This window comes from Zafaria sp. Z1313, from assembly GCF_050563205.1.
Classification (GTDB): Bacteria; Actinomycetota; Actinomycetes; order Actinomycetales; family Micrococcaceae; genus JAZDCJ01.
The window spans coordinates 40,048-54,677 of the sequence record NZ_JBNWUK010000009.1; the positions used below are offsets into that span (position 1 = coordinate 40,048).

Annotated in this window: 15 protein-coding genes; 3 read left to right on the top strand and 12 right to left on the bottom strand. The window is 72.2% G+C overall.

Translation table 11 applies throughout. The annotated features are described in order from the left end of the window. Positions 1-4: 4 nt before the first annotated feature. From asd to ACQ3I4_RS10340, 12 genes are all read right to left on the bottom strand, one after another. Positions 5-1,123, bottom strand: a complete 1,119-nt coding sequence (gene asd / locus ACQ3I4_RS10285) for an aspartate-semialdehyde dehydrogenase (RefSeq protein ID WP_430633514.1) — start codon at positions 1,121-1,123, stop codon at positions 5-7. A gap of 155 nt (positions 1,124-1,278) precedes the next feature. Then, a complete protein-coding gene (locus ACQ3I4_RS10290; RefSeq protein WP_329860666.1) occupies positions 1,279-1,536 on the bottom strand; it encodes an NF038396 family protein in 258 nt (85 codons plus the stop codon). Next, positions 1,533-2,120 (bottom strand): dihydrofolate reductase, encoded by a 588-nt coding sequence (locus ACQ3I4_RS10295; protein ID WP_329860665.1) that lies wholly within the window; start codon positions 2,118-2,120, stop codon positions 1,533-1,535. The genes ACQ3I4_RS10290 and ACQ3I4_RS10295 overlap by 4 nt, the downstream gene beginning before the upstream one ends. After that, positions 2,117-2,920, bottom strand: a complete 804-nt coding sequence (locus ACQ3I4_RS10300; protein ID WP_329860664.1) for a thymidylate synthase — start codon at positions 2,918-2,920, stop codon at positions 2,117-2,119. The genes ACQ3I4_RS10295 and ACQ3I4_RS10300 overlap by 4 nt, the downstream gene beginning before the upstream one ends. Positions 2,921-2,980: 60 nt before the next feature. Next, positions 2,981-3,727, bottom strand: coding sequence for a DUF1648 domain-containing protein (locus ACQ3I4_RS10305; RefSeq protein ID WP_430633515.1), 747 nt, complete (start codon positions 3,725-3,727; stop codon positions 2,981-2,983). Between the two features lie 9 nt (positions 3,728-3,736). Further along, positions 3,737-4,165 (bottom strand): GntR family transcriptional regulator, encoded by a 429-nt coding sequence (locus tag ACQ3I4_RS10310; protein WP_430633516.1) that lies wholly within the window; start codon positions 4,163-4,165, stop codon positions 3,737-3,739. After that, on the bottom strand, positions 4,165-6,090 hold the full coding sequence (locus ACQ3I4_RS10315; RefSeq protein WP_430633517.1) for a hypothetical protein: 1,926 nt from the start codon (positions 6,088-6,090) through the stop codon (positions 4,165-4,167). The genes ACQ3I4_RS10310 and ACQ3I4_RS10315 overlap by 1 nt, the downstream gene beginning before the upstream one ends. A 120-nt stretch (positions 6,091-6,210) precedes the next feature. Beyond that, entirely contained in the window at positions 6,211-6,537 is a 327-nt protein-coding gene (locus ACQ3I4_RS10320) for a GNAT family N-acetyltransferase (protein WP_329860658.1), read from the bottom strand. Between the two features lie 102 nt (positions 6,538-6,639). Then, the gene (locus ACQ3I4_RS10325) at positions 6,640-7,608 is read right to left on the bottom strand and encodes an NUDIX hydrolase (RefSeq protein WP_329860657.1); all 969 of its coding nucleotides are present in this window, start codon (positions 7,606-7,608) and stop codon (positions 6,640-6,642) included. Further along, entirely contained in the window at positions 7,608-9,824 is a 2,217-nt protein-coding gene (locus ACQ3I4_RS10330; RefSeq protein ID WP_329860655.1) for an RNA degradosome polyphosphate kinase, read from the bottom strand. The genes ACQ3I4_RS10325 and ACQ3I4_RS10330 overlap by 1 nt, the downstream gene beginning before the upstream one ends. An 89-nt stretch (positions 9,825-9,913) precedes the next feature. Further along, positions 9,914-10,921 (bottom strand): mycothiol synthase, encoded by a 1,008-nt coding sequence (gene mshD, locus ACQ3I4_RS10335; RefSeq protein WP_329860654.1) that lies wholly within the window; start codon positions 10,919-10,921, stop codon positions 9,914-9,916. 50 nt (positions 10,922-10,971) lie between these two features. Beyond that, positions 10,972-11,676 carry a winged helix-turn-helix transcriptional regulator gene (locus ACQ3I4_RS10340; RefSeq protein WP_329860653.1) on the bottom strand — a complete coding sequence of 235 codons (705 nt, stop codon included), beginning with the start codon at positions 11,674-11,676 and terminating at the stop codon, positions 10,972-10,974. Positions 11,677-11,949: 273 nt separating this feature from the next. On the opposite strand from ACQ3I4_RS10340, the gene ACQ3I4_RS10345 reads away from it, so the two are divergent. The 3 genes from ACQ3I4_RS10345 (at position 11,950) to ACQ3I4_RS10355 (ending at position 14,597) form a co-directional block, all read left to right on the top strand. Next, entirely contained in the window at positions 11,950-12,708 is a 759-nt protein-coding gene (locus ACQ3I4_RS10345) for a hypothetical protein (RefSeq protein ID WP_329860652.1), read from the top strand. Positions 12,709-12,924: 216 nt separating this feature from the next. Next, positions 12,925-13,524, top strand: a complete 600-nt coding sequence (locus ACQ3I4_RS10350) for an FABP family protein (protein ID WP_329860651.1) — start codon at positions 12,925-12,927, stop codon at positions 13,522-13,524. Continuing rightward, a complete protein-coding gene (locus ACQ3I4_RS10355) occupies positions 13,524-14,597 on the top strand; it encodes a YgfZ/GcvT domain-containing protein (RefSeq protein ID WP_329860649.1) in 1,074 nt (357 codons plus the stop codon). The genes ACQ3I4_RS10350 and ACQ3I4_RS10355 overlap by 1 nt, the downstream gene beginning before the upstream one ends. Positions 14,598-14,630: the final 33 nt, after the last annotated feature.

The following is a 14,630-nucleotide window of genomic DNA, read 5'->3' on the forward strand; positions in this document are numbered from 1 at the left end:
AGCGCTAGAGGCGGCCGAGCGCGATCAGCAGCATGCGGCGCAGCGGTTCCGCCGCACCCCAGAGGAGCTGGTCGCCGACCGTGAAGGCGGAGATGTACTCGGGGCCCATCTCGAGCTTGCGGATGCGGCCGACGGGGATGTCCAGGGTTCCGGACGCGGCGACCGGCGTGAGGGCGTCGACGGTCGCGTCCTTGGTGTTCGGGACGACCTTAGCCCACTCGTTGTCCGCGGCCAGGAGGCGCTCGATCTCCTCGACGGAGAGGTCTTCCTTCAGCTTCAGGGTCAACGCCTGCGAGTGGGACCGCATGGCGCCGATCCGGACGCACAGCCCGTCCATGACGACCCGGTCGCCGTTGGAGGTGCCGAGGATCTTGTTGGTCTCCACCCCGGCTTTCCATTCCTCCTTGGACTGGCCGTTGCCGAGGTCCGCGTCGATCCACGGGATGAGCGATCCGGCCAGCGGCACGCCGAACTGGGTGGCGTCGAGCCCGCCGCGCTGGGCGGCCAGGACCTTGCGGTCGATCTCCAGGATCGCCGACGCCGGATCGGAGAGGTCGTCTGCGACGTGGGCGTTGATGTCGCCGAACTGGGTCAGCAGCTCGCGCATGTGGCGGGCGCCGCCACCGGAGGCCGCCTGGTAGGTCATGGCGGTGCCCCACTCGACCAGCCCGTTGCGGAACAGTCCGCCGAGGCCCATGAGCATGCAGGACACCGTGCAGTTGCCGCCGACGAAGTCGCGGGTGCCGTTCGCCAGGCCGGTGTCGATCACGTCGCGGTTGACGGGATCCAGCACGATGATCGAGTCGTCGTTCATGCGCAGCGCGGAGGCGGCGTCGATCCAGAGTCCGTCCCAGCCGGCCGCGCGGAGCCTCGGGTGGACGGCCTTGGTGTAGTCCCCGCCCTGCGCGGTCACGATGATCGGCAGCTTGGCGAGCTCGTCGACGTCGTAGGCGTCCTTGAGTGGTCCGGCGCCCTCGGCGAACGACGGCGCAGGGCCGCCCGCGTTGGACGTGGAGAAGAACACGGGGTCGATGCCGGCGAAATCGCCCTCGTCCTGCAGTCGGTGCATCAGGACGGAGCCGACCATGCCGCGATAGCCGACGAAGCCAACGGAGGAAGTCATGCCTTCCATGGTAGGGCTGACCGCTGACGCTTCGCAGTCGGTTACGTCACCGGCAGGGCCGGCGCTGGAAACATCCAGCACCGGCCCCTGGGATCACCCTCGGGTCGAAGAGCCGCGCGTCAGTCGCGCAGCCCGCTTCGGCCTGCAGGTCCTCGTCAGCTGTCGACGCCGCGTTCGCGTCCCTCCCGTTCGGCGTCCAGGGCCTTGCGCCGCTGGCTGATCGCCCAGAACGCCCCCAGGACGAACACCTGGGTCACGAGGAGGAGGACCACCAATCCGCCGACGCGCTGGCCGGTGAGGATCATCCACAGCCCCAACGCCGCGAAGACCAGCGCGACCACCGGGAACAGCATGTAGCCGATCAGGAACAACAGCTCGGGACGGGCGGACAGCGCCTTCAAGGCATCCTTCACAGGGTCTTCTCCCAGAGTTCGATTCGGTATTCCAACGCGGTCTTGGACGTCAGCCACCCGTCGTCGGGATCCGCGAGGGTGCGCTTCCATCCGTCCCCGAGCCGGGGGGCCGTCGTGTCGCCGGGGATTTCGGCATTGATCACGGTGACCACGATGGTGTCGGCCAACGGCTCGAAGGTGGCGTAGACCTGGCCGCCGCCGCAGACCCAGATCTCGTCCGATCCCTCGGCGGCCCGGGCGGCGTCGAGTGCCGCTTCGGGGGAGCCGACGACGATGCCGCCCGCTTCCCGCACCTCGGCCGCGGTGGACTCGTCGGACGTCAGCACGATGTTCGTCCGGCCGGCGAAGGGGCGGAAGCGGGGCGGGATCGACTCCCAGGTCCGACGCCCCATGATGACCGGGTGGCCGAGCGTGGTGCGCTTGAAGTGGGCCATGTCCTCCGGCAGGGACCACGGCATGGTCCCGGCGTCGCCGATCACGCCGTCCCCCGCCTGGGCCCAGATCATGCCGATGCGGGCGCGCCCGGACGAGCCGTCCGGCGTCGTCCCCGCATCACGGCCCTGGGCCGAGTGTGCCCCGCTCATACGGCCACCGGGGCCTTGATGGTGGGGTGGTGCTGGTAGCCGAGGACCTCGAAGTCCTCGAAGGCGTAGTCGAAGATCGACTCGGGAACGCGCTTGATGCGCAGCTGCGGGCCCGCGTACGGCTCGCGGGAGAGCTGCTCGGTGACCTGCTCCACGTGGTTGTCGTAGATGTGTACGTCGCCGCCCGTCCACACGAACTCGCCGACCTCGAGCCCGGTCTGCTGCGCCACCATGTGGGTCAGCAGGGCGTAGGAGGCGATGTTGAAGGGCACGCCGAGGAACATGTCGGCGCTGCGCTGGTACAGCTGGCACGACAGCTTGCCGTCCGCGACGTAGAACTGGAAGAACATGTGGCAGGGGGGCAGGGCCATGTTGGCGATCTCGGCGACGTTCCAGGCCGAGACCAGGTGCCGGCGCGAATCCGGGTTGTCCTTGAGCGACTCGACGACCTGCGCGATCTGGTCGATATGTCCCCCGTCCGGCGTGGGCCAGGAGCGCCACTGGACGCCGTAGACCGGGCCGAGCTCGCCGTCCTCGCCGGCCCATTCGTCCCAGATGGTCACGCCCTGCTCGCGCAGCCAGGCGACGTTCGAATCCCCGCGCAGGAACCACAACAGCTCCACGGCGACGGACTTGAAATGCACGCGCTTGGTCGTGATGAGCGGGAAGGACTCGGACAGGTCGAAGCGGAGCTGACGGCCGAACACGCTGCGTGTCCCGGTGCCCGTGCGGTCCGTCTTCGGGGTGCCGTGGGCCATCACGTCGCGCAGGAGGTCCTCGTAGGGGGTGGCGATAGTCACCGGGCCAGTCTATCGGCGCCGGAGTCGCCTGCCGACGCGGGACGGCCCAGGGCTCGCACGCTATCCCAGCAGGATCGGGAGCAGGACGAGCGGACCCACCGTGAGGAGGAGGAACACGACGACGGCGACGCGCCCCTTCCTATTGCCGACGTTGACGGTCAGCCCGTATCCGGTGCCCTCGCGCTTGGGGACCAGCAGGTGCGGGTCCGACGGATCGTTGTAGAAGACGCCGCCGATCCACTTGCGGTCGTCCTCGACCTCGTCCCCGGTGGGGACCACTCCCGCGTCCCGGGCGGCCCGCTCGGACCAGCGCTCGTAGCGCACGGAGCAGGCCACCACGCCGCCGATGATGGCGAAGGTTCCCAGGAGCAGGGGCCAGGTCGGGACCGTGGCGCCGGGATGCCACGTGGCCCACATCACGACCCCCATGATCATGGCCAGGAAGAGACACGTCCACCCGAGGCCCGCGACCGTGCCACGCAGCATGCCCTCGCGGCGGTAGGCGGTCCACGCGGTGGCGTCCTTCGGTGGCGGGCTCATGGCGGGCGCCATGTAGGCGAGCAGGGCCAGCAGGACGGTCAGCCCCACGCCGACGATGAGCGGCCCGAAGACGGTCCCCACCGATTTCTCGCCCCATGCGTCGGCCTCGCCGCCGACCCCGAATTGCGTCGGGACCGTTTCCGGAAGGCCGTCGTACAGGGAGGCCCCGTAGACAGCGAGCGCGGCGAACACGGCCGTGGCACCGAGGAAGGGCACCCAGGGCCGCCGGCGTCCGGGGGCGAGTTCGGGTCCGGTCGTGGTGCGCATGGTTCCACCCTAGGGGCTCGGCGCGTCGGAGGCGTCGCCGAGCCGCGGTGTCCGCCCGCCGTCCCGCAGCCGGCCGCGCAGGAGCTCGAGCACGGACTCGTCGTCGAGCCCTGCGTTCCGCGCGTGCTCGACGAGTAGTTCGAGGGCGCGTTCGACGCCGGACGGCAGTTCCGCGCCGGGCGCCGCGGGGGGCCGGGCGGCGGTGACGACGGTTCCGAGGCGTCGCCGGGAGGCGATCATCCCGGCGGACTCGAGCTCCTTGTAGGCGCGGTTGACGGTCCCGGGGGCGACGCCGAGGTCGGCGGCGAGGGCACGGACCGTGGGGAGCCGGGCGCCGTCGGACAGCTCGCCGAGGGCGATCATGGAGGCCAGTTGGCGGCGGATCTGCTCGTAGGGCGGGGTGGCGTCGCCGAGGTCCACGGTGACGGTGCGGGACATCAGGGGCGTCCCGCGGCGGGGTCCGTGTGGCTGTCCGCCGCCGCGGCCGGCGAGCCGTGGCGGCCGCCGTCGCTCCGGAGCCCCGGCGGCTCGCCGGCCGGCCACTCCCGGCTCGGCCAGAGGAACGCCGTGGCCGCCGAGGCCAGGAGGACACCACCGGTGAGGTAGGCGATCCGCCGGATCCCGTCCGGCAGTTCCCGGACGTCGGTGATGTGCCACCCCGGCGTGAACCATGCGGCCCAGAAGGCGGCATCCAGGAGGAGCAGCAGCCCGGCGCCGGCGAGCAGGGCGGCGGCCGTCGTACGGAGCGCGCGGTGGATCGTCAGGCGTCGCAGGCGGAGGTCCTGGGCGGCGTCGCCGCGGCCCAGCGGGGCGCGGCGAAGCGCGACGGCCGCCGTGGCGGCAGACAGGGCCGCGGCGGCGGTGGCGCCGACGAGCAGGGAGAGGACGACGCCGGAGCGTCCTCCCGCGGCGAGCGTCAGCCCCGAGGCGGCCGCGAGGGCGAGCAGGCCGGCGGCGGCGAAGCCGAGGGGGACCCGCGCGAACCGCCACGTGCGGAGGGCCTGGGCCGGACCGCCACGGGGCGTGTGCCCGCGGCGCACGAGCGCTTCGCCGGCGAGCAGGACGAGCGCGTAGGCCGTGAAGGGCAGCAGGGCAGCGACGAGGTCGGGCGAGATGCCGGCGGCGTGTTCGGGGGCCGGCCCGGCCCAGGCCGCGAGCCCGAGCGGCAGGAGCAGGAAGGCGGCTGCCATCAAGCCCAGTTGGTGCAGCTGCCGGGACAGCCGGGAGGCGGCGGCGAACGTCCCGGGGCGGTCGACGTCGTCGGGCGCCTGCGCCGACGTCCCGGCGCCCGACGCTCCCGAGCCGCGGGCCCCGCCGTCGGAATCCATCTCCCCGGGCCCGCCACCGGGGCCGCGCGAGAGCCGCGGGGCGGACCAGCCGGCCATGAGGAACACGACGACGAGGACGAGGACGGGCAGGAAGGTGTTGACCCAGGCGAGGGGGAGGTCCACCGGGAGCGAGTCGTCCCCCAGACCGCGTACGTAGTCGCCCGGGTAGTAGCCGTGTTCGGCGTGGAAGCGGTCGCGGAAGGCGCCCTGGACGCCGGCGACGCCGTAGGTGACGGCGACCGCAAAGAAGCCCCCGGCCACGAGGACGGCGGTCCGCAGCAGGCGATTGAGGGAAATGGTCCGCAGCGTCGCGTCGTCCCCGGCGGTCAGCGCGCCGAGGGGGCTGCGCCGGGTAACCACGAGGACCGAGACGGCGACGGCGGCCGCGAGGAGGACGAGGCCCAGGAGGAGCCACGGCGCGAACTCCGTGCCGGCCCGGAGGCCGTCCGCGCCGGAATCGATGCCCTCGGAGGTGATCGCGCCCGAGCCGTCGCGCTCGATGAAGCGGCGGGGCGGGACGGGGGAACGGCCGGGCATGGTCCACGCCCAGGCCGTCGCGGCGACGGCGGCGAGCCACACGGTGCCGAACATGGCGGGCAGGAAGCGGGGGAGGAAATCGGCGGGGCGGCGCACCTCGAGGGCGGCCGTGCGGACGCGGCCCGCCGGCCGGGGCCACGTGAACTGCGCGACGACGTAGACGATCCCGAGCCAGAGTCCCGGCGACGCCGCAGCGAGGACGAGCTCGCCGGGGCCCGGCGCGGCCACGGATTCGATCGTGAACGGCTCGTCGAAGCCGCCGCTGTAGGCCGGCGCCGGCAGGTAGCCCATCTCGGCGAGCCCGGCCGTTCCGGAGGCGAAGAGCGCGATCAGGGCGGTCCAGAACGCGTGGCTGCGTGCGCTGTCCCGTGGGTCGGCGCCGCGCGGCGTCCTGGCCCGGTAGCGGAGGAACGCGTAGAGCAGGGCCACCCCCAGTGCGATCCCGAAGGCCGCGTTGGCGAGCTCGTCGAGGCGCAGTCCCTGTGCATCGGTGTTCATCGGGGCCCCTTGTGGTCCGTTCGTCGCGGGCGTGGCGCCTGCTGGGCGCCGCGGTGCCGCGATGGCTTTGTCTCAATGTATCAATTCATTGAGACAAAGTGGAAGGGGTCGACGCCGGGGTCAGCCCGCGACGAGGTCGTCGTACTCCGGGTAGCGGCGCAGGTAGTCCTGGACGTAGCTGCACTCCGGGACGATCCGCTCGCCGTCGGCCCGGAGCCCATCGAGCACGAGAGTCACGAGGGCCCGCGCATAGCCGCGCCGGCTGTACGCCTCGTTGATGATGGTGTGCTGCAGGGTCAGCACGCCGTCCTCGCCTCGCGCATAGCCGAGGAAGCCGACGTAGGTGGGCCCGTGCCACAGGGCATAGCGCCCCCGGTCCGGATCGTGCTCCAGGCGCAGCCCTTCGTGGACGATCTTCTCCGGCTGCCCGGCACCCGTGGCGCTCATCTGGTGTCCCTTTCGTCGCTGGCCGGGCTCGACGTCGAGGCCGGCCGTTCCACCTCGAGCCTAGCCATGCGAGGAGCCGGCGTCACGCGTCCGCGGGAGGGGTCAGTCCTCGAACGCCTCGAAGACCTCGATCGAGACGATGCGTCCGCCGCGCCCGGGAAGCTGGTGGGCCACGATCACGGCGCCGGGGCGCAGGTACGGGTCCTCCTGCGGCAAGTGCGCGGCGAGCTTCCTGCCCGCGCGGGAGGCGAGCACCTCGAGGGCGTTCGGCAGCACGGGACGGTGCGTGCACACGGCGGTCGGCACGCGCTTGTCGAGGAGCTTCTCGAACGCGCGGCGGGCCTTCTTGGGGCGTCGCTTGCTCTCGTGCTCGGTGATCGCGTCGACGAGCTTGACCCGTCCGTTGCGCCGGTTCACGTACGGGGCCACGGTCTGCAGGCAGCGGGTCCACGGGCTGCTCGCGACCTTCCGGGGCCGCCAGGCCTCGAGCAGGTTGGCCACGGCGCCGGCCTGCCTCCGGCCCGTCGCCGCGAGGGGGCGCTTGCCCTCCGCCTGGGTCCAGCTGGAGCGGGGCTTGGCCTTGGCATGGCGGACGACGACGAACGGCACCGTTGCAAGCGCCCCGTCCCGGTGCGCGGCCTCCAGTGCGTCGAGGGGTTCGGCGTCGCTCGGATTCGTGAGCATCTCGCGGGCCTGCCGGGGTCCGACCCAGCGCGCCGCGTCGACCTCCTTGCCGTCCGGGACGGGGACGTGCCCGTCCGCGGCCGCCGCCCAGTAGTAGACGACCTTGTCGCCGGACGCGACCGGGTAGCGGATGGCGGGCAGCGGGATGCCGAGCACGATCGGCAGGCCGATCTCCTCGTAGACCTCCCGGACCGCGCACTCGGGGACGGTCTCGCCGTCGTCGAGCTTGCCCTTGGGCCAGGACCAGTCGTCGTAGCGCTCGCGGTGGATGAGCAGGACCTCGAGGGCGCCGCCGCGGATCCGCCACGGCAGCACGCCCGCGGCGACGACGGCGATCTCGCCGCCGACCGCGACCGGCGCGTCGGCGGAACGGTGGACGAGCGTCATCAGCGGCGGACCGACCCACGCTGACGCTGCCGCGAATCCAGCAGCCAGCTCTGCACGTCGGAAAGCTGCCCGCCGTCCGGCCCGCGGTTGTGCCGCGTCCACACGCCGTCGTGGTCAAGATGCCAGCTCGCGGTGGAATCGTCCATGTAGCGGTCGAGCAGGGAGACGAGGTCCTGGATGTCCTCCCGGTTGGAGAGCCGCACGAGGGCCTCGACGCGGCGGTCGAGGTTGCGGTGCATCATGTCGGCGGAGCCGATGAAGACGACGGGGTCCCCGGCGTTGGCGAACGCGAAGACGCGGGAGTGTTCGAGGAAGCGGCCCAGGATCGAGCGGACGCGGATGTTCTCGCTCAGGCCGGGCACGCCGGGGCGGAGGGCGCAGATGCCACGCACGATCACGTCGACCTGCACTCCGGCCTGCGAGGCGCGGTACAGGGCGTCGATGACGGCCTCGTCGACCATCGAGTTGACCTTGATGACCACGCGGCCGGCCAGCCCGGCCCGGCGGTTGGCGATCTCCTGCTCGATCCGGTCGATCAGGCCCGAGCGCAGCGAGCGCGGAGCCACGAGGAGGCGCTTGAAGGTGGACTTCGGCGCGTAGCCGGAGAGCTGGTTGAAGAGGCGGGAGAGGTCCTCGCCGACCTGGTCGTCGGTGGTCAGCAGGCCCAGGTCCTCGTAGTAGCGGGCCGTGCGGGGGTGGTAGTTGCCCGTGCCGATGTGGCAGTAGCGGCGCAGCTTGTCGCCCTCGCGGCGGATGACGAGGGAGAGCTTGCTGTGGGTCTTGAGCCCCACGATGCCGTAGACGACGTGGACGCCGGCCTGCTCGAGCTTGCGGGCCCAGGAGATATTGGCCTGCTCGTCGAAGCGGGCCTTGATCTCCACGAGCGCCAGGACCTGCTTGCCCGCCTCGGCGGCGTCGATGAGCGCGTCCACGATCGGGGAGTCCCCGGAGGTACGGTACAGCGTCTGCTTGATGGCCTGGACCTTGGGATCGTTTGCGGCCTGCTCGAGGAACGCCTGAACGGAGGTGGAGAAGGAATCGTAGGGGTGGTGCAGGAGGATGTCGCGGCGGCGCATCGCGGCGAACACGTTGGCCGCCTTGGAGGTCTCCGACTCGTTGAGGAAGCGGCTCGTGTGGGCCAGCTGCTTCGGGTAGTGCAGGTCGGAGCGGTCGATTCCCGAGATCGCTCCGAGGCCGCGCAGGTCCAGCGGGGCGGGGAGCTCGAAGACCTCGTCCTCCTCGATCCCGAGCTCGCGCACGAGCAGGGCGCGCACGGCCGGGTTGATGTCGCTCGCGACCTCGAGGCGGACGGGCGGGCCGAAGCGGCGCCGCAGCAGTTCCTTCTCGAGGGCCTGCAGGAGGTTCTCGGCGTCGTCCTCCTCGACCTCCAGGTCCTCGTTGCGGGTCACGCGGAAGCTGTGGTGCTCCGCGACCTCCATGCCGGGGAAGAGCTGGTCCAGGTGCTCGGCGATGACGTCCTCGAGCGCGATGAAGCGGGCGACCCGGCCGGCCGTGTTGCCGGCGCGGGGGCCGTCCACGGAGATCAGGCGGGGCAGAACGTCCGGCACCTTCAGGCGGGCGAAGAGCTCCTTGCCGCTCACGGGGTTCCGCACGATCACGGCGAGGTTCAGCGACAGGCCGGAGATGTAGGGGAACGGGTGGGCGGGGTCCACGGCGAGGGGCGTGAGGATCGGGAAGACCTGGTCCACGAACCAGCGGTGCAGCTCGGCCTTGGCGGCGTCGTCGAGCTCGTCCCAGCGCGTGATGAGGATCTGCTCGGCGGCGAGGGCCGGGCGGATCTGCTCGGCGAAGACGTGGGCGTGGCGCTGCTGCAGGCGGTGGGCGCTCGCGAGGATGTTCTCGAGCTGGTCGATCGGGCTCACGCCGGCCGCCGACGGGACGGCGAGGCCCGTCGCGATGCGGCGCTTCAGGCCGGCGACGCGGACCATGAAGAACTCGTCGAGGTTGGAGGCGAAGATCGACAGGAAGTTCACCCGCTCCAGCAGGTACAGGTCTTCGTCCTCGGCGAGTTCGAGCACACGGGCGTTGAAGTCGAGCCAGCTGATCTCGCGGTCGAGGAAGCGCTCCAGCGTGAAGTCGCCGTCCGGTCCGGGCGCCGGCTCGAACTCGGGGAGCTCGATCCGGTCCTGGGTCGCGCGCGCCGACGGCATGTCGCTGTCGCCAAAGGAAGGTGCTGCTGCCGGCTGCGTGTTCATCGCCAGGTCCTTATCGCTTGCAGTGGAAAAGGGGGTGGGCGCCGCGGGCCCGCGCCTGCGCGGCCCGCGGCGTCGCGTTGGGTTTCACTTTACCCGCCGGAGGCCGCCGGTCCGGCTGCCTCCACGGCGGCCCGCGCATACATGACGTCGACGTCCCAGCGCGTGAAGCCGAGCTTCCGGTAGAGGCCGACCGCGGCCGTGTTGTCCGCGTCCACGTAGAGCATGACGGCCTGGAGGCCCTGCTCCTGAAGGTGCCGGATCCCGGCCAGGGTCAGCGCCTTGCCCAGGCCGGTGCCCTGGGCCTGCGGCACGACTCCGACGACGTACACCTCGCCGATCGCGGAGTGCTCGCCCGTGGTCCGGCTCGCCACGGCGGGATGGACCTTGGTCCAGTGGAATCCCAGGATCCGGTCCCCGGCGTCGACCGCCAGCAGGAAGCCGGCCGGGTCGAACCAGTCCTCGTCCATGCGGGCCAGCAGGTCGCGCCGCGTCAGCGAGCCCTGCTCGGCGTGGTCGGCGAAGGCGGCGGCATTGGCCGCGAGCCACGCCTCCTCGTCCTGCCCGGGAACGAACGCGCGCAGCGTGACGCCGTCGGGCAGACGGGGCTCGTCGACGACCTCGTGGTGCACGAGCCGCATCCGCCACAGCTCGCGGACGGAGGCGAAGCCGTGGCGTTCGGCGAGCCGGGCCGCTCCGGCGTGGTTTCCGTGGGACCAGGCCTGGTAGCCGCCGAGGTCCACGCGGGCCGCGAGCGTCTCGACGAGGCCCGTGCCGATCCCGTCGTTGCGGTAGTCGGGATGCACGACGAGCTCGAGCGTCCCGTGGGACGCGCCCGGGCGCGCGTGGACGGCGACGGCGAGCCCGACGAGCTCGGCCGAGTCCCGCCCCTCGCCGTCGGAGAGGTAGGCGTAGGCACCCAAGAGGGCATCGGCGTCGTCATTGGTCCCCAGCTCCACGAGCGTCTGCTCGCTCAAAGGGGGGTTGCCGTCGGAGTCCTCGGCGGCGGCCGCGAGGGCCCGCAGCGGGCCCAGCAGATCGGCGTCGGGCGTGCCCGCCAGGGTCGTGATGGTCCAGTCGGTGCTTTCCGTGGCGCTCATGGAACCAACATAGCGCCGGGCGCCGGGCGAAGGGGAGTGCGGGCCGGGGCTCAGCCCGCGTCGACGACCGCGCCCTCCTCGGCGCCGGAGCGGGCGTTCGCGAAGCGGTACCCGACGTTGCGGACCGTGCCGATGAGTTGCTCGTGGTCCGCGCCGAGCTTGGCGCGCAGGCGCCGGACGTGGACGTCGACGGTGCGCGTGCCGCCGTAGTAGTCGTAGCCCCAGACCTCGTGCAGGAGCTGGTCGCGCGTGAAGACGCGGCCCGGATGCTGCGCGAGGTACTTCAGGAGCTCGAACTCCTTGTAGGTCAGGTTCAGGGGCTCGCCGTGGACCTTGGCGGTGTAGCTCGCCTCGTCGATGACGACGCCGGCCGCGCGGATCTCCGACGGGTCGCCGCCGGAATCGGACGGCTTGACGGTGGCCAGGCGCAGCCGCGCCTCGACCTCGGCGGGGCCCGCGGTGTCCAGGACCACGTCGTCTGCCTGCCAGAGCGAGGAGACCGCGGCCATGCCGCCCTCGGTGAGGATCAGGATGACGGGGGCCGAGAGGCCGGTCGTGCGCAGCAGCTGGCACAGGGAACGGGAGCCGGAGAGGTCCTTGCGGGCGTCGACCATGACGACGTCGGCGCGCTCGGCGTCCAGGAGCGCCGTCGCGGACGCCGGGAAGATCCTCACCTCGTGGGAAAGCAGCTCCAACGCCGGGAGCACGTCGATCGACGGTCCTGCTGCGTTGGTCAGGAGCATGATGCTGGCCATTCCGCGCCTCCTCACGGCCTCTTGAACCGAAGCTCGCCGTTGGGTCCGGGGTTGCTCCAGTATAGATCGGGACCGTCCTCCGGGAGGTTCCGCCGCGTCACGGGACGGACACATCCCCGCCACCGGCGCGCCATCGCGGGGCTACGGCCGGGACACCGCGGTGACATCCAGGGGACATCCCGGGGGACATCACCGGGACGCGGCCCGGGACGGTCAGGGGCGGCGGGGGCCGGCAGGGGAGCGGGCAGGGAGGCGATAGGGCAGGATGGAGGCGTGAGGACCAAGACCACCGCCGGGACCGCCCTGCTTGCCACCGCCCTGCTCGTGGCCGCGAGCTACGCCGGGACGCCGTCCGTCTCCGGACCGGCCGTCTGGCTCGTCGCGGCCGTGGGCGTGCTCGTCTTCGCGGCCGGCTGGCCGCGCCTGCTGGACCTGCCCGCGCCCTGGGCCCTGTCCGGGGTCATCGGCGTGTCCGGCCTCGCGGCCGCCACGCTCGCCGCCTCGACCCCGATGCCGCAGCCGATGTTCTGGATGGCCTCCTGTGCGGCCGTCGGCACGCTCGGCATCTTCATGGTGCAGTTGTTGCGCGGCACGGGCGAGCGCAAGCGCCTCGAGTCCACGCTCGGCGGGATGGCCGGCGTCCTCGTCGCGGTCCTCGGCTCCGGCTGGGTCGCGGCGGACCGCTTGGCCCCGAACGCCTCCAACTCCTCACTCATGCTGCTGTCCGGGCTGGGCCTGGCCGCCGCCGTCCTGGTCTCGTCGATCCGCTGGCCGGACCGCATCACGGGCCCCCTGGCCCTCGTGGTCGCGGCGCTCGTCGCCGGCACTGCGAGCATCCTCGTGGCCGACGTCGGGTTGTGGCCCGCCGTCGTCGTCGGCGCGGTCGCGGGCGTCGTCGTGGCCGGCGCCCGCGCACTCGTCGTCTCGGAAGGCGGCCCGTCCACGACGACCGGCGCCATCGCGACCGGTCTCCTGCCCGTCCTCGCCTCCGGCGCGCCCCTGTACTTCGTCGAACGGCTCGTCCTGCGCTGACGCGCGGGGTGCCGGGCGGTCCCCATGCGACGCGTCACACGGGTCGGGGCCCGCACGGAGCCCGGGCTAGTATGGAGCCATGCATGATAACTACCTGGCTCTGGAAATCTTCTTCATCGGCCTCCTCGTCGTCGCGGGCATCGGCATGGCCGCCTTCGCCGGGCTCGTGGTATCCCGCCTGTTCAAGGGCCAGAAGTAGCCCCAGGGACCGCATCCATGGCGATCGACATCCCCACGGACCTCACGCCCGAGCTCGTTCCGCTGTCCTGGCTGCTCGGCGTCTGGGAAGGCACCGGTCGGCTAGGCGAGGGTGAGGGCGACGACGCCTTCTTCGCCCAGCGCGTCGAGTTCACCCAGCGTGGCCTGCCCTACCTCGAGTACCGGGCCGAGAGCTGGCTGACCGACGAATCCGGGGCGCGCCTCCGCCCGCTCACCGTCGAGACGGGGTTCTGGTCGCTGGACCGGCAGCAGGTCGATTCCGACGGCGGGCCCGGCATGGTCCCGGCCGAGATCGTCCCCGCCCTCCGCAACGCCGAGGACGTCGAGAAGCTGCGCAATCCCGAGGGCGGGTTCAACCTGCAGGTCAACGTGGTGCACCCGGGCGGGGTGAGCGAGCTCTACTACGGCGTGATCGCCGGCCCCAAGATCCAGCTCGCCACCGACCTCGTGATGCGCGGGACCAACGCCAAGGACTACGCCTCCGCGACCCGCATCTACGGACTCGTCAACGGCGACCTCTTCTGGCGCTGGGACGTGGCCGTCGACGGGTCCGGGCTCAAGGCCCACGCCTCCGCGGCGCTCAAGAAGGGCTCCTGATGTCCCGCCGCTCCCCGCTGCTGTCCCGCCCCGGCGCCGTCGAGGGCTCGGGGCCCGACGCGGGCGTCGCCGCGCACTACGGCGAGCCCCTTCCCGAACAGCGCCGCCTCGAAGCCGGGGAGGCCGTGGCGGACCTGTCCCACCGCGGCGTCGTCACGGTCGCCGGGCCCGATCGCCTGGGCTGGCTCAACACGCTCTCCTCGCAGGCCACCACCTCGCTGAGTCCGGGAGCGTCCACCGAGGCCCTCTTCCTGAACCTGCAGGGCCGGATCGAGCACGACTGCCGCGTCGTCGACGACGGCGCGACGACGTGGCTCGTCGTCGAGCGCGACGAGGCGGCACCGCTCGCCGCCTGGCTCGACTCGATGCGGTTCATGCTCCGCGTCGAGGTCGCCGACGCGAGCGCGGAATGGGCCGTCGTCGGCTCAGCGCGCGAGCTGCCCGGCCTCGCCGGGAACACCGTCTGGCGGGATCCGTGGCCCGGCGTCAGCGACGGCGGCTACGCCTATTCCACCGGCGGGCATCCCGCGGCCGGGCGCACGTGGCTCGAGTACCTCGTCCCCGCCGCCGGCCTCGAGGACGCCGTTCAGGGGCTGCCGCTCGCCGGGACGCTGGCCGTCGAGGCGCTGCGCATCGCCGCGTGGCGGCCCCGCATGGGCGTGGACACGGACGAGAAGACCATCCCGCACGAACTGGATCTGCTGCGCACCGCCGTGCATCTGAGCAAGGGCTGCTACAAGGGCCAGGAAACGGTCGCGCGCGTGCACAACCTGGGCCACCCGCCGCGCCGCCTCGTCTTCCTCGACCTCGACGGCAGCCTCCACACGCTGCCCGAGCCCGGCAGCGAGGTGGTCCTCGGCGGCAAGGTCGTCGGCCGCCTGACGTCCGCCGCGCTGCACCACGAGGCGGGTCCGATCGCGCTCGCGGTCCTCAAGAGGTCCACGGACCCCGACGCCGAACTCACCGTCCGCTCCGGCGACGACTCCTATCCGGCGACGCAGCAGATCGTCGTCGCCCCGGATGCCGGGCAGGTCGTCGGGCGCCAGCAGGGCTTCCTCCGCGGCCCGCGGTAGCAACGCCGGGAACCGCCGGACGACGCCGGGGCG

Coding starts and splice junctions, on each gene's coding strand:
- ACQ3I4_RS10330 (WP_329860655.1), bottom strand. CDS start 9,824: ATGAACACGCAGCCGGCAGCAGCACCTTCCTTTGGCGACAGCGACATG.
- ACQ3I4_RS10350 (WP_329860651.1), top strand. CDS start 12,925: ATGGCGATCGACATCCCCACGGACCTCACGCCCGAGCTCGTTCCGCTG.
- ACQ3I4_RS10305 (WP_430633515.1), bottom strand. CDS start 3,727: ATGCGCACCACGACCGGACCCGAACTCGCCCCCGGACGCCGGCGGCCC.
- ACQ3I4_RS10325 (WP_329860657.1), bottom strand. CDS start 7,608: ATGACGCTCGTCCACCGTTCCGCCGACGCGCCGGTCGCGGTCGGCGGC.
- asd (WP_430633514.1), bottom strand. CDS start 1,123: ATGACTTCCTCCGTTGGCTTCGTCGGCTATCGCGGCATGGTCGGCTCC.
- ACQ3I4_RS10295 (WP_329860665.1), bottom strand. CDS start 2,120: ATGAGCGGGGCACACTCGGCCCAGGGCCGTGATGCGGGGACGACGCCG.
- mshD (WP_329860654.1), bottom strand. CDS start 10,921: ATGAGCGCCACGGAAAGCACCGACTGGACCATCACGACCCTGGCGGGC.
- ACQ3I4_RS10320 (WP_329860658.1), bottom strand. CDS start 6,537: ATGAGCGCCACGGGTGCCGGGCAGCCGGAGAAGATCGTCCACGAAGGG.
- ACQ3I4_RS10315 (WP_430633517.1), bottom strand. CDS start 6,090: ATGAACACCGATGCACAGGGACTGCGCCTCGACGAGCTCGCCAACGCG.
- ACQ3I4_RS10355 (WP_329860649.1), top strand. CDS start 13,524: ATGTCCCGCCGCTCCCCGCTGCTGTCCCGCCCCGGCGCCGTCGAGGGC.
- ACQ3I4_RS10310 (WP_430633516.1), bottom strand. CDS start 4,165: ATGTCCCGCACCGTCACCGTGGACCTCGGCGACGCCACCCCGCCCTAC.
- ACQ3I4_RS10340 (WP_329860653.1), bottom strand. CDS start 11,676: ATGGCCAGCATCATGCTCCTGACCAACGCAGCAGGACCGTCGATCGAC.